Origin of the sequence: Haloarcula sp. Atlit-120R, assembly GCF_003665885.1 — an archaeon.
In the GTDB taxonomy this organism is placed as follows: Archaea; Halobacteriota; Halobacteria; order Halobacteriales; family Haloarculaceae; genus Haloarcula; species Haloarcula taiwanensis.
Genome location: NZ_QPLN01000001.1, coordinates 1,009,890 through 1,034,853, shown reverse-complemented (window position 1 = coordinate 1,034,853; position 24,964 = coordinate 1,009,890). Strand labels below are relative to the sequence as shown.

Here is a 24,964-nt window from a genome sequence, read left to right as displayed (position 1 = left end):
ATTGGATGCTGCCCGCTACGCGTCGTCCAGCTCGGCCTGCCACTCCTGTACTTTCGCCATCAGTTCGACCGGCGGCGTCTCGTTGACATCCAGCTCCGTCAGCTCCGACAGGACAGCCTCGGTTTCCGGGTCGAGCGACGCTGTTGCTGCATCGCCATCGACGGCATCAGCCGCGGTCTCGCCGGGCACGTGTTCGGGATCACCGTCGGTCGCAACCGGCTCAGCAGCCGAACCAGCCGTCGTGTCCCCCGACTGGGCCACGCCGTCTCTGAACTGTCCCGACTCCAAGTCGAACACAGCCTGTGTCGTTCCGCCGCCGTCCCCCTCGCTGCCACGCACCTCGATGGCCTTGTCGTCACGAAGTCGGTCGAGTACCTCGTGTGACCGGTCGACGACGGGCTCTGGGACGCCGGCGAGATCGGCGACGTGGACGCCGTACGAGCGGTCGGTCGGTCCGTCTCGGACTGTTCGGAGGAACGTCACGTCGCCGTCGCCCTCCGCGGAGCGTGGCTCGCCGTCGACCGCGACGTGCACGTTCTCGACGGTCGGCAGCTCCTCGCCCAGCGCCGTCAGCTCGTGGTAGTGGGTCGCAAACAGCGTCTTCGACCGGACGGAGTTGACGATGTACTCCGTCGCTGCCCAGGCAATTGAAATGCCGTCGAAGGTAGCCGTCCCGCGGCCGACCTCGTCCAGTATCACGAGTGATTCGTCTGTCGCCGAATGGAGGATGTTCGACAGCTCCTGCATCTCGACCATGAACGTCGAGCGCCCCTGTGCGAGTTCGTCCAGCGCGCCGACGCGGGTGAAGATGCCGTCCACCAGACCGACGGTCGCCGACCGCGCCGGCACGAAACTGCCCACCTGGGCGAGCAGCGTGATGAGCGCCGCCTGGCGCATGTACGTCGACTTCCCGCTCATGTTCGGGCCGGTGACGATGAGGAACTGCCGTTCGTCGTCCATGTAGAGGTCGTTCGGGACGAACTCGGTGGTCTGTTCGACGACCGGATGACGGCCGGCCTCGATGGACAGTTCGTTGCCGTCGACGACCGCCGGCCGGGTCCAGTCGTTCTCGACGGCATGGACCGCCAGTGACGCAAAGGCGTCGAGTTCCGCCAGCGTCCGGCCCACGTCCTGCAGTAGCGTCGCGCGCTGGGCCACGCGCTCGCGGAGTTCCTGGAAGCGCTCGTACTCCATGTCGTGGCGGCGCTCCTCCAGGCGCAACACGTCCCGTTCTTTCTCGTCGAGTTCGGGCGTCGTGTAGCGTTTGGAGTTCTTGAGCGTCTTGATGTGCTGGTAGTCGTCGGGAACGGTGCCGGTCTCGCTCTTACCGACCTGAATGTAGTAGCCGTCGGTCTTGTTCCGGTCGACCGAGAGGTGGGTGATGCCGGTCCGCTCCTTCTCGCGGTCCGGCAGCGTCTCCAGCCACTCCAGGGCGGCCTCGTGCTCGTCGATGATTTCGTCGAGGTCGTCGTCGTACCCGTGCTTGAACAGGCCGCCCTGGCGCACTGTCCCCGGCGGGTCCGCGACCAGTGCCCTGTCGAGTTCCGCAGCCAGCGCGTCGGCCGCCTCGCGGTCAGCGCCGTCGAGCGCCTCGGCGAGCGGTGACTCGGCCAGCCGCTCCGTCTCGGTGACGGCGTCGGCAACCTGTCCCAGCAACGCCAGCGTCTCCTGGACCGCTCGCAGGTCCCGTGCGTCTGCACTGCCTGACGTGGCCCGGGCGGCCAGCCGTTCGAGGTCGTAGGCGTCCGACAGTGTCTCTCGAATCCGCTCGCGGGCCATCGCTGCCTCCGACAGCGCCGCCACGCAGGCCTGTCGGCGCTGGAGTTCGGCCCGGTTTCGCCGTGGTCGCTGGAGCCACTGCTGGAGCAGCCGCCCGCCGGCGGCCGTGACGGTGTGGTCGATGGTGTCGAACAGCGACCCCGAGCTGTCGCCTTGCATGGTCTCGGTGAGTTCGAGGTTGCGCTGGGTCGTTGCGTCGAGGTCGACGTGGTCGCGCTCGCCGTACGCCTGGAGGCGCGTGACCGCCGCCAGCGTCCCGACACCGGTGTCGTCGACGTAGGAAAGCACCGCGCCGGCGGCTCGCAGTGCCACGTCCTGATCCCCGATACCGACGCTGTCGACCGTCTCGCTCCCGAACTGCTCGCGGACGGTGTGGCTCGCCCGCCCCGGTTCGAACGACGCTGAATCATGAAGCGTCAGCGCCGCGTCCGTCCGTTCGCGCAGGCGATCTAGGAACTCGTCGTCGTTCCGGAGTTCCGGGCCGGGAAGAATCTCGGCCGGCCCGAACGTATACAGCTCTGTCAGCGCCTCGCCCGCGTCGGCGTCGTCCAGTTGTGTAACCTGAAACTGGCCCGTGGTCACGTCCGTCGCGGCGATGCCGTAGGTGTCACCGCCGTCCCGGCCGGCCTCTCGAACCACCGCGGCGAGATATTGGGCCGACTCGTCGCCGGTCTCCAGATGCGTCCCGGGCGTGACGACCCGCGTTATCTCGCGAGCGTGGCCGTTCTCGGTCTCATGCTGGTCGGCGATGGCGACCCGGTAGCCCCGTTCGACCAGCGCGGAGACGTACGGTGTCAGGTCGTCGACCGGGACCCCGGCCATCGGATACGACGAGCCATGTGAGGACTTCTGGCTCACCTTCAGGTCGAGCTCGTCGGCGACGATCTCGGCGTCCTCGGCGAAGAACTCGTAGAAGTCGCCACACTGCATCGCCAGCAGGTCCGCGTCGGTCCCCTCCTTGAGCGTGAGGAACTCTCCGACGATTCCCGTCGCCTCTGTCATACACGTCCGTGTGGCCGTCCGCGGCGTAAGGATTGCGGGTCGGGAGAGTGTGGTCGAAGCCGCCGGACGTGACCAGTGAAGGGGCCACAGGCTCAAGTGTCGCATATGGATGCGACAGAGACCATCGAGGCTTACTACGTAGCGTTGCGGGCCGGCGAGCCGCTCGGCCCCTTTTTCGCCGCCGACGAAGACCGCTCGGTGGTCAAATTCGGTATCTCTGAACAGTTGGCCGGGACCGACGCTATCAGGACAGGACTGCGGGAACAGACCGAGACGACGACCGACTGGGCCGTCGAGAGCCAGGCGCTCGAGGTGACAGAGCGCGATGGCTACGCGTGGTTCAGCGACGTCGTGCGACTGTGCTGGACCGACGCCGAGAGCGGGGCCCGTCACGAGTACGACACCCGTTGGAGCGGGACGCTGGTGGCCACAGACGACGCTCGCCCGTGGCAGTTCGTTGGGATGCACGTCAGCACTGCCGACGACCTGCGTGCGTGACTCAGTCCGCGGCGAGCGTGGCGAAGACGAACTCGCTGTCGCTCCCGAGCGGGTCCGTCGCAGTGACCGTCTCCGTCCCGGTGAAGCCGGCGTCGGCCAACTGGTCGAGCGTCGCCCGCCGACCCGGTGCCGAAAAGAACATCGACCCGCCCATCCAGCCCCGCCGGACGGTCTCGAATTGGCCGCTCGGCAGCGTCAGCAACACGACACCGCCCGGACGGAGCACGCGAGCGAACTCACGGTAGACAGTCGGGTGCTGGTCTCGCGGGACGTGAAAGACGGCGTGATAGGCAGTGACGGCGTCCACGCTGTCGGTCGCAACTGGGAGCGCCGTCATGTCCCCCTGTACAAGCCGGCTGTCGGGCACTGTCTCGGCGGCGAGGTCCAGCCCCGCTCTGGAGAAGTCGAGACCGACGCTGTTCGGCGGGAGGTTCGCAAGCGTCCGCGCGCCGTCACCACAGCCCACGTCGAGGACAGTCGGCGCTTCGGAGAGGCGTTCGAGTAAATCGTCGAGCAGAGCTGCGTCCGATCCGGTCGGGTCACGCCGCTCGGCGTAGGTTTCAGAGACGCTGTCCCACGCGCGGCGCACCTCGTTGCGGTCCATACATCTTGTGAGCGCGCCACACAGTTATGCGTTCAGCTACCCCGACCTATTCCGATGACTCGTCGAGGGCGTCAATCGCCGCGCCGAGCGTGAACTGGCCCTCGTAGAGCGCGCTGCCGACGACGACGGCGGCGGCCCCGGCCGACCGGAGCGCCAGCACGTCGTCGACGGTCGCCACGCCGCCGCTGGCGACGACGGGGATGTCGACGGCTTCGACCAGCCGGCGGACCGGCTCGGTGCGAACGCCCTCTAACTGGCCTTCCACGTCCACGTCGGTAAAGAGGATGCCGCCGGCCCCGAGGTCGGCGTACCGCTCGGCAGCGTCAGCGGGGTCCAGTCCGGTCCCCTCGGTCCAGCCCGACACCACGACTTCGCCGTCCTTCGCGTCGAGGCTCACCAGCACACTGCCGGGGTGTTCGGCGCTGATTTCGCCGACGACTTCCGGCGTCTCGACGGCGGCGGTTCCGAGGATGACGCGGTCCAGTCCGCGGTCCAGCAGCGAGACGGCGTCCTCGGCGGTTCGGATGCCGCCGCCCAACTGCACGTCCACATCGGCTCCTACTGCGTCAAGGACGGCGTCGATGGCCGCCGCGTTCTGTCGCTCGCCCTCGAACGCGCCGTCGAGGTCGACGAGGTGGAGCGTCTTCGCCCCGGCGTCGACCCACCGCTGAGCGGCCTCGACCGGGTCGCCGTAGGTTTTCTCCGTGCCGCGTTCGCCGCCGACAAGCTGGACCACTTGTCCGTCCTGCATATCGACCGCGGGGATGACCTCGAACTCGGGAAACATGGCCGGTGGTCCGGCGGCAGCCGTCGAAAGCGTGTCGGTCCAATGCGTGCGGACGCCAGTGACCCGCATGCTTTTACGCTGTGATGGGAAAGGTCCGCCATGGGTACTGCTACACTCGTCCTCACACCGCTCGCCCGCCGGCTCGAAGCGCTCATGTTTGGGCCGTACGAGCGTGAGTACCAGCTCTTCGAACAGGCCGTGATGGTCGTCGCCGCCGGTCTGGCGCTGGCCTGGGGGCTGGCCGAGTTCGGCGTTCTCCCGCTCGGTGCCGGCGCGGTGTCGGTACTTGCGACCGCGGCCAGCATCGCCATTTCGGCGTTCGTCGTCGTCGGGTTGCTACAGTTTCTCGTCCTCGCGAACGTCCTCGAACGGACGAACGAGGATGTCGCCACCAAAGCCGCTGAACTCGAAGAGGCCGCCGAGCAACTGGAAACGACAGCTGAGGAGCTAGAGACGACCGCCGACGAGGTCGAAACCGCCGCTGAGACGGTCGACAAGGCCGCCGAGGATGTCGAGCAGACCGCCGACGAAGTTGAGCAGACCGCCGACGAGGTGGAACAGACTGCTGACGAAGTGGAGGAAACCGTCGACGAGGTCGAACAGACAGCCGACGAAGTCGAGCGGACGGCCGACGAAGTCGAACAGACTGCGACCGAGGCTGGCGACGAGGACGCCGCTGAGAAGGTCACCGAGGTCAAGGACAAGACGACCGAAGTCAAGGACAAGACAACGGAAGTCAAAGACAAGACAACCGAGGTCAAGGACAAAGCGACAGAAGCGAAAGACAAAACGACGGAACTGAAAGACAAAACGACTGATGTCAAGGATAGGACCAGCGATGCGAAACAGACCGCTGAATCAGTCACCGACGAGGTCGAAGCGGCCAAGGAAACGGCAAGCGAGGTCGAGGAGACAGCGTCAGAAGTCGAAGAGACGGTGCCGGCTGACAACGGCGATGGCGACCGCGACTGAACGGCTGTGACGGTCGGCCATCGATTGTGCGCGATGGACGGGCGTACGGGCTGCTCTGTGGCCCATCCCGACGAGACGCCAGCGTTGAATCGTGTGTCTCCGAGAGCGGTCACGAACGGTATTATTTAGACCCGTCAGGAGTTGCTGTTGGACATGGTCTCGATTCTCTTCGCTATCGGGCTTCTGGTTGCCATTTTCGTCGGTTTCAACATCGGTGGCTCTTCGACCGGTGTTGCTTTTGGTCCGGCAGTGGGGTCGGACACGCTCTCGAAGGAGTGGGCCGCCGTCCTGATGTCGGCGTTCGCACTCCTCGGCGGGGCAACCATCGGAACGGAGGTCATCGATACGATGGGCGGTCGCATCGTCCCGAGCGGACAGTTTACCCTCCTCGCGAGCGTCGTCATCCTCTTTTTCGTTGGACTTGCCCTGCTGGTCTCGAACCTGTTTGGGGTGCCGGCATCGACTTCGATGACTGCCGTCGGTGCTATTGCCGGTCTCGGCGTCGCGACCGGGACTATCGACTGGACCGTGATGGGGCGTATCGTCTCGTGGTGGCTCGTCGCGCCTATCACTGCGTTCTGGCTGTCGGCAGTCGTCGGGCGCTACCTCTACCCACATCTCGAAGTCAGGGTCGCCTTCGAGAGCACGGGGCCGGACACGTCGCGGCGTGAGCGGATCGGACAGTTTCTGGTCGTCGCTATCGGCTGTTATATGGCGTTTTCCGCGGGGGCGTCGAACGTCGCCAACGCTGTCGCTCCCCTTGTCGGCAGCGGCGAGCTGGGGCTCTATCCGGGCGTCGCGCTCGCTGGTGGCGCTATCAGCATCGGTGCGTTCACCATCGCTCGGCGAACACTCGATACGGTCGGGAACGATCTCACCGAACTCCCGATTCTCGCGGCGCTCATCGTCGAGACCGTGAGTGCGACAATCATCGGGTTGTTATCCTGGGCCGGAATCCCAGCGAGTCTGGCGGTCTCAGCAACAATGTGTGTCGTCGGTCTGGGGTGGGGCCGGGCCACCCGGACGACAACTCTGGCTGACGCAGCGGGCGCGGCTGTCACCGGGGCCGCCGCTAGCGGTGGAGGTGGTAGCGTTACCGTTGACGCGCTGACGACCGACCGCGATGAAGCTGCGTGGTCGCCACCGGAGGAGCGCGAAGTCGAACCAATCGGTCAGGAAGACCCGGAGTCCGTAACCTCGGCGGCAGACCTCTTCGACCCCGCCGCGACTGGTCGCGTTGTCATGCTCTGGATACTGGCACCGTCGATGTCAGCCCTTGCGTCGTTTCTGGTATTCCAGTACGTTCTCGCCTACTGATTCACTCACGTCTGGGATATTCGCTCCCGGCCCCGACAGTCGTCACCGACAGAACGGTGCATCACTGCGTCTCGCCACCTCGGTCGCACAACGCGCTGGCGAAGGCGGTACCCTTTACCTGACGACGACAGTTGGTAGCGTATGGTCGAAGTTCTCTTTGCCCTCGGTGTTCTGGTAGCTATCTTCGTCGGCTTCAACATCGGGGGGTCATCCACGGGTGTCGCGTTCGGGCCTGCGGTCGGATCGAACACGCTTTCGAAACTCTCGGCAGCGGCCCTGATGACGATATTCGCGATGGCTGGCGGGCTCCTTGTCGGCCCGGCCGTCGTCCAGAGCCTGGGCAGTGACCTCGTCGCCACGCAGTTCTCGCCGCTGATCAGCATCGTCGTCCTGTTTTTCATCGGCGTCGCGCTGTTCCTCTCGAACGTGGTCGGGGTTCCGGCGTCGACGTCGATGACGGCCGTCGGCGCTATCGCTGGCCTGGGCCTCGCTCGCGGGACGTTGAACGCCGCCCTGATGCTCGAAATCGTCTCGTGGTGGCTCGTCTCGCCGATTATCGCCTTCTGGGTCAGCGGCGTCATCGGGCGGTACTTCTATCCGAGACTCGTCGAGTGGTTCGCCGTCTCACAGAGCGAGGGGGCGCTACTGGATTTCGACCGCTCCGGTTCGATTCCGCGGCCGGCGCTCGGCGAGAACACGACACCACGTGAGTTCGTCGGGACCGTCGTCGTCATCGGTATCGGATGTTACATGGGCTTCTCTGCGGGAGCATCGAACGTCGCCAATGCCGTTGCACCGCTTGTCGGCAACGGCTCTCTGGAGCTGTACCCGGCCATTCTGCTCGGTGGCGGCGCTATCGGCCTCGGTGCGTTCACCATCGCCCGCCGGACGATGGACACGGTCGGCAACGACCTGACCGACCTCCCGCTGGTCGCCGCCATCGTCGTCGCGGCAGTCGCCTCGACTATCGTCACCTTCCTTTCCGCGCTGGGTATCCCTGCCAGTTTCGTCATCATCGCCACAATGAGCATCGTCGGACTCGGGTGGGGTCGTGCGACGCGAACGACGAGCCTCTCAGACACTGTGCAGGGAGAAGCACCCGTCGCGTCTGTCGGTGCGCTGACCACCGACGCGGAAGCCGCAGACGCCCCGACTGTCGGTGGCAACAAAGGGACGCCGAAGCCGGCCGAGACCGACCCCATCGGCGAGGAATCGCGTGAGGACATCCCGTCGGCGTCGGATCTGTTCGAACCCGGGACCACTGCGAGAGTAATTTTCCTCCAGAACGTCGTCCCCTCGATCGCGACCCTCGCGGCGTATCTGGTGTTCAGGTTCCTCCCGATCACCTGAGCAGTAATCGGCCCCGCACAGCAGTCCTCGATTCACGGCGAATCCCCGCGTTGTCCCTCATTATTTTGCACGACCTAAAACGGAAGGGCAAAGTCTAACAGGGCGGGGTTCGAACCAATCAGGTGATGCCCACGGTAGAGTACCTTAACTACGAAGTAGTGGACGACAACGGCTGGGACATGTACGACGACGACGTCTTCGCAGAGGCGTCGGACCTCGACCTCGACGACGAGGACCACGGGTCCCTTGACGTGAACGAAGGCGAGTACATTCTGGAAGCCGCCGAGGCGCAGGGCTACGACTGGCCCTTCTCGTGTCGCGCCGGTGCCTGTGCGAACTGTGCCGCCATCGTTCTCGAAGGCGACATCGACATGGATATGCAGCAGATCCTCAGCGACGAGGAAGTCGAAGACAAGAACGTTCGCCTGACCTGCATCGGCAGCCCGGACGCCGACGAGGTCAAAATCGTCTACAACGCCAAGCACCTCGACTACCTGCAGAACCGCGTCATCTAACGCGGCTCCTGCAGCGCACTACACTTTCTGCTTCCAGTAGCGACTGCCACTGACAGCTGTTGTACCGGAACCATTAGGGGGGCCGCTGTACTGCGTATAGCCGTGCTTGGGTCGATACCGGACCTGCTTCGGCTGGTCGCCGTCCCGGTGTTCGGGTGGGCGGCCTACCGCGATGTGAAAACCCGCCGGGTGCCGAACCGGACCTGGACCCCGCTTGCCGCGCTGGCGGTCGTCCTCCTGCTGTGGGACGCCTACACCGTCTGGACCGGCCCGACAGCGGTCGGCCAGCGGCTGTTTCTCATCAGGGTCGCCATCAGCCTCGGCTTCGTCATCCCGCTGTCGTACGGCTTCTGGCTCATCGGTGGGTTCGGCGGGGCCGACGCGAAGGCGTTCATGCTCGTCGCTGTCCTCTTTCCGGTGTATCCGGTGTACTACCTGCCGACTGTCGCGCTCCCGCTCCAGCAGAGCGCCATCGGCGTCTTCTCGCTGACGATTCTCTCGAACACCGTGCTCGCCGGCGTCGTCTACCCGCTGGCCGTCGCCGCCGGGAACCTCGCCCGGGGTCGTTTTTCGCTGGCGATGTTCATCGGGCGGCCCGTTTCCGTCTCCGCCGTCACCGAGGAGTACGGTCGGCTGCTCGAATCGCCCGACGGATTCGACCGCGGCGGTCTCGACCTCGATGCGCTCCGGATGTACCTCCAGTGGCGTGGCTGCTCGCTTGCCGATATCCGCGCCGACCCGGACCGGCATCGCCTCCCGACCTCGCTACCGCGGGTTCCCAACGACCCCGGCGACGGCTCGCTGGCGACCGACGGCGGCGACCCGGTGGCCGACGACGTGAACGGGACGGGCGGTCGCGGTGACGACGCATCCTCCCAGGCTGTGACTGATGACACCGACGCCGTCGACGACCCGTGGGGTGCCGAGCGGTTCCTTGACGATATCGACCACTCGGCCTACGGCACGTCACCGGCCCAGCTCCGTGATGGGCTGGACGTGCTGGTCGAACAGGACGAGGTGTGGATTTCGCCCGGGATTCCGTTCCTCGTCCCGATGTTCGCGGGGCTGGTCGTTTCACTCACCTACGGCGACGTGCTGTTCTCGCTGTTGCAGGCAGTCGGGCTGGCCTGACCCCAGACAGCAGAAGACCTATTTTCCGGACACGCCTCGGCCTGAGTATGACCGACGTCGACCTTGCGTTCGACGAGCAGGAGTACATCCCGGCTGTCGCGCAGGACGCAGACTCCGGCGAGGTGCTCATGCTCGCCTACGTCACAGAGGAAGCGCTCCGGAAGACCCGCGAGACAGGGGAGGCTCACTACTACTCGCGGAGCCGGGACGAACTCTGGCACAAGGGCGCGACGAGCGGCCATACACAGGCCGTCGAAGAGGTGCGGGTCGACTGTGACGGGGACGCGCTGCTGTACGTCGTCGACCAGACCGGCGGCGCCTGCCACACCGGCTACGAGTCCTGCTTCCACCGGACTGTCGACGGCGAGACGGTCGGCGAGCAAGTGTTCGACCCCGACGACGTGTACTGATGGCGCGGTCCGATACTGAGACCGAACTCAGCGCGGGCACCCCGGACGTCGTCGAGCGCCTCGAACAGGTCGCCGAGGCGCACGACCGGGCACAGACGCGCGTCGAGGAGGTCGGCGCAGACGCGCTCCGTGACTGCCGTGACATCTACAGCGAACTGCGGAACCTGCTCGAAAGCTACGACGGGCGGGCGACCGGCGGCGGCGACTTCGAGGCGTTCATGGAGTTTCAGGGCCGCGTCGGGACGCTGACCGACGACCTTCCCGAGGACCTGCCCGAGCGCGATACCTTCGAGGAAATCGACGACTTCCTCCAGCAACGGCGGCTCACCGAGGGCGACTTCGAGCAGGCCCGCGAGATGCTGTCGCCCATCGGCGACCTCGTCGGGCGGCTCGACGAACTCGACGACGCACGCGAGCGGTACAAGAAGGCCCGGACCGAGGCGAACCGTCGACGCAACGAACTGAGCGACCGCATCGACGATCTGGAACGCCTCCAGCGTCTCGGCGACGCCGACCTCGATGCCCCGGTCGAGCGCCTCCGTGAGCCAATCGAGCGCTACAACGACGCCGTCACCGAGGCGTTTGCCGAGTTTCGGCGCAATACGCCGGCTAAGGACGCGCTGGCAGTCATCGACCGGGCGGACGCGTACCCGCTGGTCGAGTTCCGGTCCCCACCTGCGGAACTGCTGACCTACGTTCGCGAGCACGACGCCGGCCGGGAGCCGATTCCGAAGCTACTGGAGTACGCCGACTACTCTACCTCGAAGCTAGACCACTACGTCGACGACGCCGCGGCGCTCCGCAGCGCCGTCGCCACCCGACAGACGTACCTCCGGCGGCTCGACGCCGAGCCGGTGCGGATCAACTGGCCGCCGCCGTCGGCCGATGCCCTGCCGTGGTACTGCCGGGAGTACCGCTCGGTCGTCGCCCGATTTGCCGACGAGTCCGTGGTCGCGGCGCTACGGGAGGTGCGTGGACTCGCGGAGCGGGACGACTACGAGCGGCTCCGGGAGAGCGCCGTCGCTCGCTCGGAACTCACGGAATCAGAGCGCGAGCGACTGGCAAGCGGCGCTGTCGAACAGGAACTATCGACCGCCCGCGAGGCCAGGGCGGCTATCGACGACGCGCTGGAGACTTATTCGCCGCTGTAGGTGTCTGTCCGCTGGGTCGCGCGACTGACCATCGTTTCGGCCAACTCTTCCGCGCGGTCGAGCGTGCGCGCTTCGGCATAGACACGGACGACGGGCTCTGTGCCGGACGGCCGAGCCAGCACCCAGCCGTCGCCGTAGTCGAGGCGATAGCCGTCCGTCGTGTCGAGGTCGGCCGTCGCGTCGTTCGCGTGGGCCTCAATGCCTTCGAGCATCGCTTCGCGCTCGTCTTCGGTCTCGTATTCGAGGTTCCGCCGGACGTTGTAGTAGTCGTCGTAGTCCGCGGCCACCTCGCTTGCGGGCCGTTCGGCGACGAGTTCGAGGAACTTCGCGGCGGTGAACGCGCCGTCCCGGGCAATGCGGTAGTCGGGGAAGAGGATGCCGCCGTTGCCTTCGCCGGCAATCGCGACGTGGGTCCCCTCGTTCTGGAGTTTGCGGATACGGCTGACGATATACGTCGAGCCGATGGGGGTAAGTGAGAGAGTCGCGCCGGCGTCTTCGACCACGTCCACAAGGCGCTGGGAGGCGTTGACCGCCGAGACGACGCCGTCGTCCGACTCGATTTTTGCCGCCGCGAGCGCGGCCAGCGCGGCGTCGCCCTCGATGTGGGTTCCGGTCTCGTCGACGAACATCCCGCGGTCGGCGTCGCCGTCGTGGGCGAAACCGAGGTCGGCGTCGGTCGCCCGGACGAACGCCCGCAGGTCTTCGAGGTTCTCCGCGACGGGTTCGGGGTCGCGGCCGGGGAAGTGGCCGTCGGGCTGGGTGTTGACGGTGTGGACTTCACAGCCGAGTTCGCGGAACAGGTCGGGGCTGGTGAGGGAGCCAGCACCGTGGCCGGGGTCGACGACGATGGTGAGGTCGGCGTCGGCGATGCGGTCGCGGTCGACGGCAGACAGTACCTGCTCGCGGTAGCGGCGGCGGGCGCTCTCGATGGCGGTGTCGGACCCGACCGTCTCCCAGTCCGCGTAGGCCGGCGTATCGTCCCGGAGGGACTGTTCGACGCGATCGAGCGTATTCCGCGTCAGTTCGACGCCGTCCGCGCCGATGAGTTTTACCCCGTTGTACGCGGCCGGATTGTGGCTCGCGGTGATCATCACGCCCGGGACTGCCTCACGCTCGCAGTAGGCCTGCAATCCCGGTGTCGGCACGACGCCGAGGCGGTCGACGTCGAACCCGACGGTCGTCAGGCCGCTTGTCGCGGCGTTAATGAACGTCCGTCCGGTCGTCCGCGTATCCCGGGCGATCGCGACGCGGTCGTGGTCGTCACGCCAGACGTCCCCGGCGGCCTGTGCAACCCGAAGGACGTACCGCGGTGTCAGCTCATCGCCCGCGACACCTCGGACGCCACTCGACCCGAACACTTGCATTCGAGCGAGTGTCTGATGCGGAGGGGCTTAGGAATGTCGCTGTCCGAATTCAACAGTCATTAGCCCCGTGACCGTGCAGTGAGCGTATGGTAAACGACGACCTCATCGCGGCGCTGCGAGACGCTGACGCCGTCAAGTTCGGGGAGTTCGAACTCTCTCACGGCGGCACGTCGAACTACTACGTCGATAAGTACGTCTTCGAGACCAACCCCGACTGTCTGGACCTCATTGCCGGGGCTTTCGCCGAGCGAATCGCTGAGTGGGACACGGACGCCACACTCGCTGGTGTTGCCCTCGGTGCAGTCCCGCTGGTCGCGGTCACCAGTGTCGAGACGGGCATTCCCTACGTCATCGCCCGCAAGCAGGCAAAGGAGTACGGCACGGGCAACCGAATCGAAGGTGACCTGACCGACGGTGACGAGGTCATCATTCTTGAAGACATCGCCACGACCGGCCAGAGCGCGGTCGACGCCGCCGAGGCACTTCGCGAGGCCGGCGCTGTTGTCAACCGCGTGCTCGTCGTCGTCGACCGCGAGGAGGGGGCCAGCGAGAACCTCGCCGACCACGACCTCGAACTGTCCTCGCTCGTGACTGCCTCTGACCTGCTCGCCGACGCACCCGACGATATCGACGTGTAGCGCAGGCGGAATCGCTGTCGACGGTGCGCGGCCGAGACACAGCACCGATGTGTTCTTGACGCTGGCTCGCTTACAACCGGTGTAATGGCTAATCTCGAACTCTATGAGCTCGAAGGCTGTCCGTACTGTGCAAAGGTAATCAAGAAACTCGACGAGCTGGGCCTCGACTACGAATCCCACATGGTCCCGCGGTCCCACGACGAGCGGACCGAAGTGAAGGAGGTTTCGGGCCAGACGGGCGTTCCAGTCCTCGTCGACGAGGACAACGGCGTCGACGGGATGCCTGAATCCGACGACATCGTCGAGTATCTGGAAGAAACGTACGGGCAGTAGACTCGGCGCTTACGGTAGTTCTCGTTTTTATGTGACAGCGAAGACTGAGAGCGCCCGCTCAGGCGACTTCCTCGCGGTCTTCGCCACGCTCCATAATGAGGTCGCGCAGGTCGATGGCGTCCTCGATGTTTTCCATCTCCTCTTTCTCGATGAGCGCGGTCCCCTCGACGGATTCGCGTCGGAGCTCGTCGACGACGTACACCGACCGGGTCCGGGTCACCTCGCCGACTGAGGACATGATGCGCGCTCGCTTTTCGGCCGTTTCGGTGAACGCCGAGTGACCGGCAAGGACCTGCCCGTGTTCGTCCTCGCTCTCGTTGACGCTCTTGAACGGCGCGCGGTCCGTCGGGTGGACCTCGAAGCCGATACGCGTGAACACCGTCACAATCGGCTCGTCTTCCGGTGCAACGTCTGGGTCGTCCGGTGTCGGCTCGTCGTCTCGGACTTCTTCAGCGCCGTCGAGGACGCTCACCGGCGAGGTCAGCGGCGCGTCGAACAGGTCTTCCAGTTCGGCGGCCACCTCGACTGAGGCGTCCATCCCGTCCTCGTATTTCGAGACTGTCCGCCGGGAGACGCCCAGTTCCTTCGCCAGCCGGCCAAGCGACCAGTCGCGGTCCTCGCGCACGTCGGCGAGGATCTCGGAGTCGATGTTGACGTAGAGTCCGCCCGGGGCGGCGTAGATGAGCGGCGGGACCTCCTCGACGAACAGGTCCATCGCGGTGTCGGGAGACAACACGGGGACGCCGTGCCGGAAGTACACAACACCGGGTTTCAGCTCCTCGTCGCGCGTCCGGAGGCCGATCACGATCGGTGTGGCATTCAGATACGTGCCCAGTCGCCGCATCTCGCCCCCGGTCTGTGCGTCGAAGGCGTCGATGTTGCCCAGTATCTTCAGGAGCAACACGTCCTCGCCGCGACGGGCAGCGATGTCGAAACTCTTCGGGCGAATCGCACAGCGGTCGCTGACGAGGAAGCCAGCGTCTTCGAGCATCGCCATGACGTTTTCCACCAGCGCCGACCGTGACATAGTACTCTGTACCTCTACTGAGTCTAGCCCGCTCACCCATTATATGTATTGCGCCGTCCGTTGCCTCTCAGGCCGAATTGGGGGGTCCGTGACGAAAGGCGTTTGACCGCTTCGGGGCTACAGCGTAGCGTGACCGTCGTCGGCCTCGATGATACGGACTCGCGCGAACGGGGAATGTGTACGACCTACGCCGCCGCCACCCTCGCAGAGTCGATACGGAACGCTGGGGGGACTGTCGAGCGACTGCTCCTCGTCCGTCTGAACCCCGCCGTCGAACACAAGACCCGCGGGAACGCGGCGCTGGCGGTCCATACTGACCTCGACGCCGACGTGGCGCTGGGGCTAGTCGAAGACGTGTTTGACATGGCCGAGACCGACGACCCACGGACCAATCCCGGCGCAATCGTCGCCGACTGTGACCCCGACGCCGTCCCACCGCAGGTCGCAACGTTCGCCCGCGAGGCAATCCAGTCGATACAGGACCCGATGGCCGCGACGACGCTCGCTGACGTGGTCGGGTTCGCCCGCTCTCAGCGGGGCAACGGCCGCGGACTGGTCGGCGCGCTTGCGGCTGTCGGGGCCTGGGCCGCGCTGTCGGACTGGACCTACGAACACATCGCCTACCGGGAGCAAGACCGGTGGGGCACCGAGCGGACGGTCGACAGCGCGAGCGTCTGGGCCGCGGCTGAGGAGTACTACCCCGACGTGTGGGACACTGTCGACCGTGCATCGGGCTATCCGGTCTGTGTGCCGCGGACGCCGTGTCCGATTCTCTACGGGATTCGCGGCGACGACCCCGACGCCTGCCGCGCCGCCGCCGACGCTATCGACAGCGAGCCCATTGCTCGTCGGGCGACGTTCGTAACGAATCAAGGGACCGATGTGCATCTACAGGATGCCGCTGTCGACGCGGTCACGGCCGACAGCGCCTACCGCGTTACCGGCAACGTGGTCGAAACTCCGGAGACGCGGGCGGGGGGACACGTGTTTCTCACCCTCGAAGGCGACAGCGCGACCCTCGACTGTGCGGCTTTCGAGCCGACGAAGGGCTTTCGCGACCGGGTCCGCTCGCTCAGAGTCGGCGACCGAATCACCGCCTGTGGGGAAGTGACTGACGGGACGCTCAAACTGGAGAAGTTCGCGGTCCGGAACCTCGTCCGGACAGAATCCGTCACACCGGACTGTCCGGACTGTGGTCGGTCGATGAAATCCGCTGGCCGGAACCAGGGCTATCGGTGTCGGGACTGCGGGACCAGCGCTGACGGCAAAGCTGAACAGTCCATCGAGCGAGGACTGGAGTACGGGTGGTACGAAGTGCCGCCGGTCGCGCGCCGCCACATCGCGAAACCGCTGGTTCGCGGCGGCTTCGACGCGCCTACTCACCCGTCTCGCTGAGAGGAAGTGGTTCGCTGTCTCCCCGAAACGTGTCGAACACGGGGCGGGACGATCAGGAGAGCGCTGACAGCGTTTGTGTGTGGTTGGCGGAGCTGTGTACTCCGCTCGCCCGGTGGTCATTCGGCGTTCAGCTTTTGCCTGCTATTCGGTTCGAATTGGCTACTGGCGAGTAAGCACCACGAATGTTCCAGTAATACGGGGATATACGTCAATTTAGACTACGGATAACAATGTTGATATACCGTTATGTGGGACCATGAGCACGGACGGGTCGGATACTCAGCGGTGACATACGGCAGACGGCGACATCGCCGAGAAGCTATTGACTGTCGAACACGAGCCGGCTGCGGGTGGTGGCCAGCGTTCAGTTCTCTATCCGCCCAGCAGCACGGGCTCCGGACTGGCTGGCCGTTTCGTCGAACCTTCTCGTCTCTCTCGACGACGTTCAGTAGTCCTTACGCCCGATAATCGACTGGTAACAATAGTAACACCTGTCGTGAGTCCGGACATGGACTCCGATACCCGGTCGACGAGCGAGGTGACGGCGGCGACTGCTGACGACGAGGGAACGCTGCCTGCCGTGGTACGCTCCCGTCCCGACGGCACCGAGCGGCTCATCTGTTACGCGCCAGATGTCGACACGGCAGACGTAGAGGACCAGTGGCTCTCCGTCGATGCCGACTTTCCGGTCTCGACGCTGCTGATGCGTTAGTTGTTTCGTCCGGTCAACGCGACAACCACGTCGTCACCGTCCTGGAGTTCTCCCCGCTCTCTGAACTGCGTCAGCGCCGCTGTCGCCGTCGCACAGGTCGGTTCAACGTGAAACCCCGCTGCACCGAGCCGATCACGTTCCCGCGCCGTTGCTGCCGCGGAGACAGCGATGGCGGCCCCATCGGTCTCGTCGATGGCGTGCCGTATTTGCTGGCCACGCGGCGGGTCACGGATGTGAATCCCGTCGGCGAGCTCGTTGGCAGCAGCATCGTCTGAACTGCTCCCGTCCTCGTCAGCGATAGGACTGTACCCGACCGCTTGCGTCCCCAGTATCCGAGGGACAGCATCCGTCCATCCAGCTTGCTCAAGTGCCCGAAATCCGCGGTAGAGGCCGAGATACAGCGTCCCGTGACCGAGCGGCGTGACGACGGCGTCCGGGACGGTCCAGTCCCGCTGGGCGGCGATCTCGTAGGCGGTCGTCGCCGTCCCGGCGAAGAAGGCGGGGTTCCAGGCGTGGCTGGCGTACCACCCCGACCCGCTCTCCACGGCGTCGATACAGGCCTCGGTTACGGCCTCTCTACTTCCCTCGACTGGGAGCACGTCTGCGCCGGTTCGTTTGATGCGGCGAACCTTCGCGTCTTTTGCGCTCGCGGGGATGTATATCTCCGCGTCCAGCCCCGCCCGCGCCGCGTAGGACGCGACTGCCAACCCAGCGTTGCCCGAGGAGTCTTCGAGTACCTGGTCGGCCCCGACGTCAAGCGCTTCGGCGATGACCGTTGCCGCGCCGCGGTCCTTGAAACTCCCAGTCGGGTGGAGATACTCCAGTTTAAACGAGGCGTCCCACCCGGGCGCGTCGACCAGCGGCGTCCAGCCCTCGCCGAGGCTGACTCGCTCGTCCACAGGGAGGAACTCGGCGAAGTCCCAGACGCCGCTGGTCCGTGAGAACTGCCCTGGTTGGCTGTCGGGCAGTGGCTGGCTGGCGTAATCAAGCGGTGCCCCACAGGAACACCGCCAGGGACTCTCGCGGGGGTACTCTCGGTCGCAGACGCTACAGGTTCGCATGGGCTTGCTCCGTGGCGAACCGTCCAAAAGCTGGCGGCGTCTGCGGTCGCGGTCGTCGGTGCCTGCGGCCAGTGTTGTGGAGCCCATAGCGCGGTGGCCGGGCGGCCGCTCCGTCGGCCGCCCCGGGGAAAGGCAGGTCAGCAAGCGAGCAGACGCGGCGCGAAGCGCCGCGTTTCACAGGACCGAGCGGACGAGGTCCCGCGTTTTCCAAGCTCTTGTAAGCGGAGTTCGCGTAGCGACTCCCTTGCGGTGAAAAGTGGTTCCTAGTAGGTATCGATGTTCGTCCCGACTGAACAGACGTATTCGCCGGTCGCAACCTGCGGGAGCCGGCGAGCACGCCAGAACACGCCACTGGAGTCGGCAGTGATTTCGGCCTTCGGGTCGCCGAACACGTCGGTCACCTCGAACAGCGTCTCGCCGCGGGAGACGCGGTCACCGAGGTCGGGCTTGAGGTCGATGAGGCCGCCAACGGGGGAGCCGTACTGTTCGAACCCGGTGGCACGAGTCTGGGGGCGCGTATCGTGGTGGCCGTCGAGGAAGCCGTAGTAGTGCAGGACGTTGAAGACGCCGTTGACGCCCCGCTGGATAGAGCCTTCGTCCCAGCCGACACAGCCGCCGAGTTCGGGGTCGATCGTCGGCACGCCCTCGTCTGGGGCAGCGCGGGCCAACTGCCCGTCGGGACCTTTCTGGTCGAGGATGTAGCCACAACCGAACACTTTCGCGAGTTCGAGACACTCCTCGTGGAGGCGATGGCGGGTGCCACACCGGACCCGCACCTCGTCGATCATCTGTGAGGTCGAGCCCTGATGCAGGTCGAGCACGTAGTCGGCGCTGATGGCGGCGTTGAACGTCGCCGCGGCAATGCGCTCGCTCGACGTTCCAGTCTTGTCGCCCGGATACGCCCGGTTCATCTTCGTGTCGTCGATTGGATTACGGTGCTCGGCGACCTGAAACGCGTGGTAGTTGACGACGCCACAGACCAGAATCGTCCCGGACAGTTCCGTCGGGTCGAGTTGCGGGAGCGTCCGCTGGATGACGCCGACACCGTTCAGTTCGTCGCCGTCGCTGGCCGCCTGAATGTAGAGCGTCCGTCCGTCGTCGACACCGTTGACGACGGCGACCGGTAGCCCGAACGTCGACCCGTCGCGGGTCTCACCGACCTCCAGCCGCCCCGTGTCTTTCTCACCGGGAGCGGCGGTCGCCGTACCGAAAGTAACCATTGTTCCCACGTTTGCCTTGGGAGCCTTTACTGGTTCGGATTTCGCCAACAGTTGCGCCGGATCGACGGCATCTTGGGGACGCCGACCCTACTGGCTGGTGTGTCCCAGTCCGAGCCACAGAGCGGCAAAGCGGCAATGGTCGCGGCGCTGAACGTGCCACGCAACGCGAAAATCGGATTCGTGCTCGCTGGCCTGTTTACCGCGGGGCTGTTCGCTCTGTTCGTCCTGCCAGGGGCCCAGCGACCGATCGGATTCTACGTGGCGCTGGCGTTCGTCCTCGCGACGTCGCTGGGCGGGCTGCTGACAGCGCTGTTCACGGCGGTCTCGGCTGTTCGGCTCGCCAGGCAGTAACGAGCTACTCTCCCCCGGTCAGGTCCGTAAGCCGGTCGCCCCCGGTTCGAGTTCCTTTCGCGATGAGCACGTCGCCGGTTCGAATCTCCGTTTCCGGTCCCGGCGAGATAACCCAGTCGCCGCCTTTCCGGCCGGTGCGTTCGCTCTCGCCGGCCGCCCGCCGGACAGCGATGATGCGCATGCCGGTCGCCGTCTTGACTTCCGCGTCGCCGATGGTCCGCCCGGCGAGGTCGCTGTCGGGGTACACCGTGGTCCGAACGATAACCTCGTCGGACTCCTGGACGGCCTCGGCGACGACCGGGTGGGTCGACAGCCCCCGCAGGACGCCCTCGCTCATCTCCAGTGCGGCGTCTGAGATGACCTCCGTCGACCGGGCCAGGTGGACGAGGCCCCGCAGCGACACGGGGTCGTCGATGTCGGCGGCGGCCCGGAGCGTCCAGGCCTCGAACCGGGACTGGAGCGCGTCGACCTCGGCTTCGAGCTCGACGACCTCCTCGGCGACCTCCGTGCTGTCGAACAGCACCGCGCCGTAGGCCAGGTCGACCGCCAGTTCGCCCATGTCTTTCATCAACACGATGGAGTCGACGGCGCGTTCGAGGTCGCGGACGCCACCTTCGGGCGGCTCCGGCGGCTCGTACGCGTCCCCGGTGGCGTCCCGGTAGACTTCGGCGACGCCGGTCTCGGGGCCGCGAAACAGCACCACGTCGCCCGCTTCGAGGCGCGTCTCCCGGTTGGGATTGAGCAGCCAGTTCCCCTGCCGGCGAATCGCCAGCGCGCGGACGCCGGTCTCGGTTTCGAGGTTCAGACCCCCGAGCGTCTCGCCGGCTAGCGGGGAGGCCGAGCCGATTGTCGCCCGCACGAGCGTCTCGACCGCCTCGGGCAGCGCCGCCCGCATCGTGTCCGGGAGGCCGATGTCCTCCAGTACGACCTTGGCGATGTCGCCGGCGGCGTCGCTTATTTTTTCTGCGGCCCCGACCATCCCCAGAACTGGGGCGAGCGATTCCGCGTCCGCTGTCGACCGGCAGGCCATCAGGAGGCTCATGCGTGCGCGCAACTGGAGCACGTCCATCTTCTCCTCCAGTTCAAGCACCTCTGCGGCCACGTCGTCGCTCCCCAGCAGGACGGCCGAGTACGAGAGGTCGATGAGCAGCTCAGCGGTGTCTTTCATCTCGGCCAGCACCTGCTTGACGCTGACCGGTTCGTACTCGACCGTCCCTGTCGGGTCCATAGCCGCCGGTTCGACGGCCCCGAGCAAAAGCGTTCCTCACTGTGTGGAACGGTAGCGTGATTTCTCGACGGCCCCCGACGTGCCGGCGCGGGCGGCGACTATGTACGGCTCGGGTCGATTCACGCTACTTTTCAGTCCAGCGAAATTTGTTTCGGCATGTCCGAAATAGCCGACACTATCCACGATTTCGGAGAGTCTACGCCCCGTGTCGTCGCTGACCTCCACAGCACCACCTTCGAAATCGAGTACATCCGCGACGACGTGGCGGGCAGTTACTCCGATAGAGATCTCGACAAAGCGTACAAACTCATCATGGCACACACCGTCACCGGCGACGATTTCAAGTCGCTCATCGGCGAGGGGCGATTCAACGCACAGACGTTGTTTTTCGAGGACATTATCGTGTTTTTCTTCCCATCGAAACGATACGAGGGGGTCTTTGCGTCCTTCGATTATGACGACAGCTTCCCCGTGAACGACCTCGTGAGGGCAGTCTCGGAAACGCGGTCGGACCGGTAGCGGCTGCTCGACGGCGGTGGGACCACAGGCTGACCAGTCACCATCACAGGGCTGAGCCTACTGAAACGGCGGTGACGGCGACTAACAACTGAACGAACGTCCAGTCTCGCGATCCTGACATTGTGCCACACACGCTCAGAAAGAAAATGTTTTTCCCGGAAGGTAGGGAACTGATTGCGTATGTCCGACGACCTCAAGAAGGGACTCGAGGGTGTCATCGTCGCCGAGTCCGAACTCAGCGTTATCGACGGCGACGCTGGCAAACTCGTGTATCGGGGGTACACCATCGAGGACCTCGCCAAGGGTGCCAGCTACGAAGAGGTGCTGTACCTGCTCTGGCATGGCCACCTGCCCAACCGGGACGAACTCTCCGAGTTCAAGCGTGCGATGGTGGACGCACGCGACGTGGACGACGACGTCATCTCGACCGTCCGACAGCTCGCCGAGGCGGACGAGGACCCGATGGCAGCGCTCCGGACTGCGGTGTCGATGCTCTCGGCGTACGACCCCGCGCCCGAGGACGCCGAACCGACCGACGAGACGGTCAACCTCGAAACCGGACGGCGGATCACCGCCAAAATCCCGACCATCATCGCGGCATTTACCCGCATCCGCGACGGCAAGGAGCCTGTCGACCCTCGTGACGACCTCGACCACGCGGCGAATTTCCTCTACATGCTCAACGGCGAGGAGCCCGACGACGTGCTCGCTGACGTGTTCGACCAGGCGCTCGTGCTCCACGCCGACCACGGTCTCAACGCCTCGACGTTCTCGGCCATCACGACGGCGTCGACGCTGTCGGACGTTCACAGCGCGGTCACCTCCGCCATTGGAACGCTGAAAGGACCGCTCCACGGCGGCGCCAACCAGGACGTTATGGAGATGCTCAAAGAGGTCGACGACGCCGAATCCGATCCGCTCGACTGGGTCAAAAACGCCCTTGACGAGGGCCGCCGCGTCTCCGGCTTCGGCCACCGCGTCTACAACGTCAAGGACCCGCGGGCAAAGATTCTCGGCGAGCGCTCGAAGGAACTCGGCGAGGCCGCCGGCACGCTCAAGTGGTACGAGATGTCGACCACCATCGAAGACTACCTCATGGAAGAGAAAGGTCTGGCCCCGAACGTCGACTTCTACTCGGCGTCGACGTACTACCAGATGGGCATCCCCATCGACATCTACACCCCCATCTTCGCGATGTCCCGCGTCGGTGGCTGGGTCGCCCACGTCTTCGAGTACATCGAGGACAACCGCCTGATTCGCCCGCGCGCCCGCTACGTCGGCAAGAACCCCGACGAGACCACGTTTGTGCCGCTGGACGAGCGATAGGCCCTACCGCTACTTTTCGTCTGAAGAGTGGGTTACTGACGGCCGTGAGCGCGTTTCACCGCGCGAACCGGGGACGGGCAGGGCGGCCAGCATCCGGCGGCGACGCCGCCGGTTCTCGGAATCGGCCCAAGATGCATCTCCTGTCTAGTCTCTCCAATATCGAACTCTGCGGTAACGGACGCGTAGCGACTGTCCGCGAACGAAGTGAGCGGTTCACCGAACGCGAGCATAGCGAGCGTTCGGCCTTTTTCGCCACCGAAAGACTCGCGAGGCTCGTCTTTCGAGCCTTGCTTTGCTCCGCTCAGCAAGACCACGTTTTTGCGCCGAGCGGTGCGTGAAGCGCACCCGAGGCGGAAAAAGGTGGTTAGCCAAACACCGATTTGAACCGCGTCACGCCGTCGTCGGTGCCGGCGATGACGAGCTTATCGCTCGGTTCGATAGTCACATCAGGACCGAGGTCGGTGACAACGGTGCCGTTGCGCTCGATGGCGACGACCGTACAGCCCGTCCGCGAGCGGACATCGGCCTCGCCGAGTGTCGTATTCCCAAGGCTGTTGGCGGCGACGCGGATGACCTCGACTTGCTGGTCCATCGAGATGACGTCTTCGTCTTCGAGAATCGTAGATGCGAGCATCCGGCCGCTGACCGTCGACAGTGCGAGGACGTAGTCAGCGCCCGCACGGTACATCTTCTGGACGTTCTCACTTTCCTCGGCACGGGCGATGATTTCGACGTCCGGATTGAGATCACGGATGACAAGCGTCGCGAACTCGGTATCGGTATCCGACGACAGGGCGAGGATAACCGTTCTGGCTGTGCCGACGCCAGCGTGCCGAAGCTCCTCGGGTTCTGTGGCGTCCCCGACGACATCGACGCCCGGCGCGTCGGCCTGATCGAGCACCGTATGTGGCACCCCGGCGTTGGTAAGCGCCGACGTGATGGTCTGACCGACCTCGCCAGCACCGATGATCACCGTCTCCCCGCGGCGGAAGCCACGCACGCTGGAGAGGGTCATCTGCTTGAGTTGCTCCAGCTGTGACTCGGTCCCTGACACCAGTAGAACCGTACTACCGTCGAGTTCAGATTCGGGGTCGGGCGGACTCACGAACTGGCCGCGGAACCACGCGCCGATGACGTTGACGCCGGTCTCCTCGCGGATGCCGCTGTCGGCCAGCGTCGTTCCGACGAGGTCGCTCCCCCGGTGGATCGGGAGTTCCGCGATATCGAAGTCCTCGCCGATCTCGATGGAGTCCCCGAGCGTCGTCGAAATGCCGGTCGTCACCTTGCTTGCGAGGCTCTCGCCGAGTAGGCCTCGCGGTGAGAGAACGGCGTCGGCACCGGCGAGGTCGTGATACTTCGCGCGGTCGGGCTCCTTGACGACGCTGACGGTCTGGACGGACTCGTCGACTTCGCGGGCGGTGAGGATGATACTGGTGTTCACCTGGTCGGATGCGTCAGCGACGAGCGCACGGGCGGACGACAGGTGGGCCCGCTCAAGCCCGTCGACGGACTGCGGGTCGGCGTGAATGACGTAGTACCCGTCCTCGTAGAGGTCGTTGGCCCGGTCCCGGTCCGGTTCGACGATGACGTAGTCGACGTCCCAGGTGTCGAGTTCGGTGACGAGCGTCTCACCGCGGGGAGAGAACTGACAGATAACGACGTGGTCGCTGAGGCCGTTCTCGACCGTGTTCGGGGCTGTCGTCTCCATCGCCTCTTCGAACAGCGGAAACAGCAACACTGGCAGCGCGAGAAAGATGAGCACGACGCCGGTGATATCCATCACAATAACGAGTAGCCGCATCTCTGTGGTGCTCCACGGCGCGTCCGAGCCGTATCCGGTCGTGGTGAACGTTTCGACCACGACGCGAAGCGACCGCAGAAACGGTTGCGGGTCGTTTTCGAACGCCGCCATTCCGTAGTCGTATGCGAACGCATACCCCAGAATGATGCCGCCGAGCGCGACGATATACACCAGCGTCCGTCGCAGCCAGGTATCCATCTACTACTTTCTGGGATACCGAGTGTAAAACAGTTCTGTCCGGCTAGCCAGATCTACTTGACGGGATGCGCGGCAGGGTGAGCGGCTCTACCCGCTCGCAGTCCTGCACTTTCACTTTCACCGCGCTACGACCGGATTTAAGTTAATCGCGTTCGTTCTCCTATATGCAGTCACACGCTCCCCCTTTCCGTTTCAGGACACTACCCGAGCAGTCCCGGCTGTCCCAACCGCCGATACTGCATGGTCGGCCGACAGTATAACATGGTCCGGTGAAT

Annotated in this window: 24 protein-coding genes; 15 read left to right on the top strand and 9 right to left on the bottom strand. The window is 65.1% G+C overall.

The window, feature by feature from the left end; translation table 11 throughout:
- Positions 1-15: 15 nt before the first annotated feature.
- Positions 16-2,781, bottom strand: a complete 2,766-nt coding sequence (gene mutS, locus DVK01_RS05380; RefSeq protein ID WP_121535759.1) for a DNA mismatch repair protein MutS — start codon at positions 2,779-2,781, stop codon at positions 16-18.
- Positions 2,782-2,886: 105 nt separating this feature from the next.
- Here mutS and DVK01_RS05375 point away from each other — a divergent pair, with 105 nt between their 5' ends.
- On the top strand, positions 2,887-3,279 hold the full coding sequence (locus tag DVK01_RS05375) for a nuclear transport factor 2 family protein (RefSeq protein WP_121511864.1): 393 nt from the start codon (positions 2,887-2,889) through the stop codon (positions 3,277-3,279).
- Position 3,280: 1 nt separating this feature from the next.
- Here DVK01_RS05375 and DVK01_RS05370 read toward each other — a convergent pair whose 3' ends face one another.
- Entirely contained in the window at positions 3,281-3,883 is a 603-nt protein-coding gene (locus tag DVK01_RS05370; protein WP_101351252.1) for a class I SAM-dependent methyltransferase, read from the bottom strand.
- Between the two features lie 46 nt (positions 3,884-3,929).
- Positions 3,930-4,670 carry a 1-(5-phosphoribosyl)-5-[(5-phosphoribosylamino)methylideneamino]imidazole-4-carboxamide isomerase gene (gene hisA, locus DVK01_RS05365; RefSeq protein ID WP_101351491.1) on the bottom strand — a complete coding sequence of 247 codons (741 nt, stop codon included), beginning with the start codon at positions 4,668-4,670 and terminating at the stop codon, positions 3,930-3,932.
- A gap of 99 nt (positions 4,671-4,769) precedes the next feature.
- On the opposite strand from hisA, the gene DVK01_RS05360 reads away from it, so the two are divergent.
- The 7 genes from DVK01_RS05360 (at position 4,770) to DVK01_RS05330 (ending at position 11,516) form a co-directional block, all read left to right on the top strand.
- The gene (locus DVK01_RS05360) at positions 4,770-5,642 is read left to right on the top strand and encodes a hypothetical protein (protein WP_101351251.1); all 873 of its coding nucleotides are present in this window, start codon (positions 4,770-4,772) and stop codon (positions 5,640-5,642) included.
- A gap of 153 nt (positions 5,643-5,795) precedes the next feature.
- Positions 5,796-6,959 carry an inorganic phosphate transporter gene (locus DVK01_RS05355; protein ID WP_101351250.1) on the top strand — a complete coding sequence of 388 codons (1,164 nt, stop codon included), beginning with the start codon at positions 5,796-5,798 and terminating at the stop codon, positions 6,957-6,959.
- Between the two features lie 141 nt (positions 6,960-7,100).
- On the top strand, positions 7,101-8,309 hold the full coding sequence (locus tag DVK01_RS05350; RefSeq protein WP_121535756.1) for an inorganic phosphate transporter: 1,209 nt from the start codon (positions 7,101-7,103) through the stop codon (positions 8,307-8,309).
- Positions 8,310-8,434: 125 nt separating this feature from the next.
- Positions 8,435-8,824 carry a ferredoxin Fer1 gene (gene fer1 / locus DVK01_RS05345; protein ID WP_101351248.1) on the top strand — a complete coding sequence of 130 codons (390 nt, stop codon included), beginning with the start codon at positions 8,435-8,437 and terminating at the stop codon, positions 8,822-8,824.
- Between the two features lie 102 nt (positions 8,825-8,926).
- Positions 8,927-9,955 carry an A24 family peptidase gene (locus DVK01_RS05340; RefSeq protein ID WP_101351247.1) on the top strand — a complete coding sequence of 343 codons (1,029 nt, stop codon included), beginning with the start codon at positions 8,927-8,929 and terminating at the stop codon, positions 9,953-9,955.
- A gap of 47 nt (positions 9,956-10,002) precedes the next feature.
- The gene (gene hisI / locus DVK01_RS05335; RefSeq protein ID WP_101351246.1) at positions 10,003-10,365 is read left to right on the top strand and encodes a phosphoribosyl-AMP cyclohydrolase; all 363 of its coding nucleotides are present in this window, start codon (positions 10,003-10,005) and stop codon (positions 10,363-10,365) included.
- On the top strand, positions 10,365-11,516 hold the full coding sequence (locus DVK01_RS05330) for a hypothetical protein (RefSeq protein WP_101351245.1): 1,152 nt from the start codon (positions 10,365-10,367) through the stop codon (positions 11,514-11,516). Before hisI ends, DVK01_RS05330 begins: the two co-directional genes overlap by 1 nt.
- Here DVK01_RS05330 and glmM read toward each other — a convergent pair.
- Positions 11,501-12,880: a phosphoglucosamine mutase gene (glmM, locus tag DVK01_RS05325; protein WP_121535753.1), complete on the bottom strand. Its 1,380-nt coding sequence runs from the start codon at positions 12,878-12,880 to the stop codon at positions 11,501-11,503. The two genes, DVK01_RS05330 and glmM, sit on opposite strands and share 16 nt — an antisense overlap.
- An 86-nt stretch (positions 12,881-12,966) precedes the next feature.
- Between glmM and pyrE the strand changes: the two genes are divergently transcribed.
- Positions 12,967-13,518, top strand: coding sequence for an orotate phosphoribosyltransferase (gene pyrE, locus DVK01_RS05320; RefSeq protein ID WP_101351243.1), 552 nt, complete (start codon positions 12,967-12,969; stop codon positions 13,516-13,518).
- Between the two features lie 84 nt (positions 13,519-13,602).
- Positions 13,603-13,851, top strand: coding sequence for a glutathione S-transferase N-terminal domain-containing protein (locus DVK01_RS05315; RefSeq protein ID WP_101351242.1), 249 nt, complete (start codon positions 13,603-13,605; stop codon positions 13,849-13,851).
- Positions 13,852-13,909: 58 nt separating this feature from the next.
- Here DVK01_RS05315 and DVK01_RS05310 read toward each other — a convergent pair whose 3' ends face one another.
- The gene (locus DVK01_RS05310) at positions 13,910-14,878 is read right to left on the bottom strand and encodes a transcriptional regulator (RefSeq protein ID WP_121535750.1); all 969 of its coding nucleotides are present in this window, start codon (positions 14,876-14,878) and stop codon (positions 13,910-13,912) included.
- Between the two features lie 129 nt (positions 14,879-15,007).
- On the opposite strand from DVK01_RS05310, the gene DVK01_RS05305 reads away from it, so the two are divergent.
- Both DVK01_RS05305 and DVK01_RS05295 read left to right on the top strand, forming a co-directional pair.
- On the top strand, positions 15,008-16,273 hold the full coding sequence (locus DVK01_RS05305; RefSeq protein ID WP_121535747.1) for a tRNA(Ile)(2)-agmatinylcytidine synthase: 1,266 nt from the start codon (positions 15,008-15,010) through the stop codon (positions 16,271-16,273).
- Between the two features lie 508 nt (positions 16,274-16,781).
- Entirely contained in the window at positions 16,782-16,985 is a 204-nt protein-coding gene (locus DVK01_RS05295) for a hypothetical protein (RefSeq protein WP_101351490.1), read from the top strand.
- Here DVK01_RS05295 and DVK01_RS05290 read toward each other — a convergent pair.
- Positions 16,982-18,046 carry a pyridoxal-phosphate dependent enzyme gene (locus DVK01_RS05290; RefSeq protein WP_121535744.1) on the bottom strand — a complete coding sequence of 355 codons (1,065 nt, stop codon included), beginning with the start codon at positions 18,044-18,046 and terminating at the stop codon, positions 16,982-16,984. The genes DVK01_RS05295 and DVK01_RS05290 overlap by 4 nt on opposite strands.
- Before the next feature lie 263 nt (positions 18,047-18,309).
- Positions 18,310-19,266 (bottom strand): succinylglutamate desuccinylase/aspartoacylase family protein, encoded by a 957-nt coding sequence (locus DVK01_RS05285; RefSeq protein WP_101351238.1) that lies wholly within the window; start codon positions 19,264-19,266, stop codon positions 18,310-18,312.
- A gap of 135 nt (positions 19,267-19,401) precedes the next feature.
- On the opposite strand from DVK01_RS05285, the gene DVK01_RS05280 reads away from it, so the two are divergent.
- Positions 19,402-19,617, top strand: coding sequence for a hypothetical protein (locus DVK01_RS05280; protein WP_004959447.1), 216 nt, complete (start codon positions 19,402-19,404; stop codon positions 19,615-19,617).
- Between the two features lie 4 nt (positions 19,618-19,621).
- Here DVK01_RS05280 and DVK01_RS05275 read toward each other — a convergent pair whose 3' ends face one another.
- On the bottom strand, positions 19,622-20,845 hold the full coding sequence (locus DVK01_RS05275; protein WP_101351237.1) for a potassium channel family protein: 1,224 nt from the start codon (positions 20,843-20,845) through the stop codon (positions 19,622-19,624).
- A gap of 156 nt (positions 20,846-21,001) precedes the next feature.
- Between DVK01_RS05275 and DVK01_RS05270 the strand changes: the two genes are divergently transcribed.
- Together DVK01_RS05270 and citZ are read left to right on the top strand one after the other, a co-directional pair.
- The gene (locus DVK01_RS05270; RefSeq protein ID WP_121535741.1) at positions 21,002-21,364 is read left to right on the top strand and encodes a hypothetical protein; all 363 of its coding nucleotides are present in this window, start codon (positions 21,002-21,004) and stop codon (positions 21,362-21,364) included.
- A 180-nt stretch (positions 21,365-21,544) separates the two neighbouring features.
- Positions 21,545-22,690, top strand: a complete 1,146-nt coding sequence (gene citZ, locus DVK01_RS05265) for a citrate synthase (protein ID WP_101351235.1) — start codon at positions 21,545-21,547, stop codon at positions 22,688-22,690.
- A 364-nt stretch (positions 22,691-23,054) separates the two neighbouring features.
- Here citZ and DVK01_RS05260 read toward each other — a convergent pair whose 3' ends face one another.
- Complete coding sequence (locus DVK01_RS05260) at positions 23,055-24,689, bottom strand: TrkA family potassium uptake protein (RefSeq protein ID WP_101351234.1); 1,635 nt, start codon at positions 24,687-24,689, stop codon at positions 23,055-23,057.
- Positions 24,690-24,964: the final 275 nt, after the last annotated feature.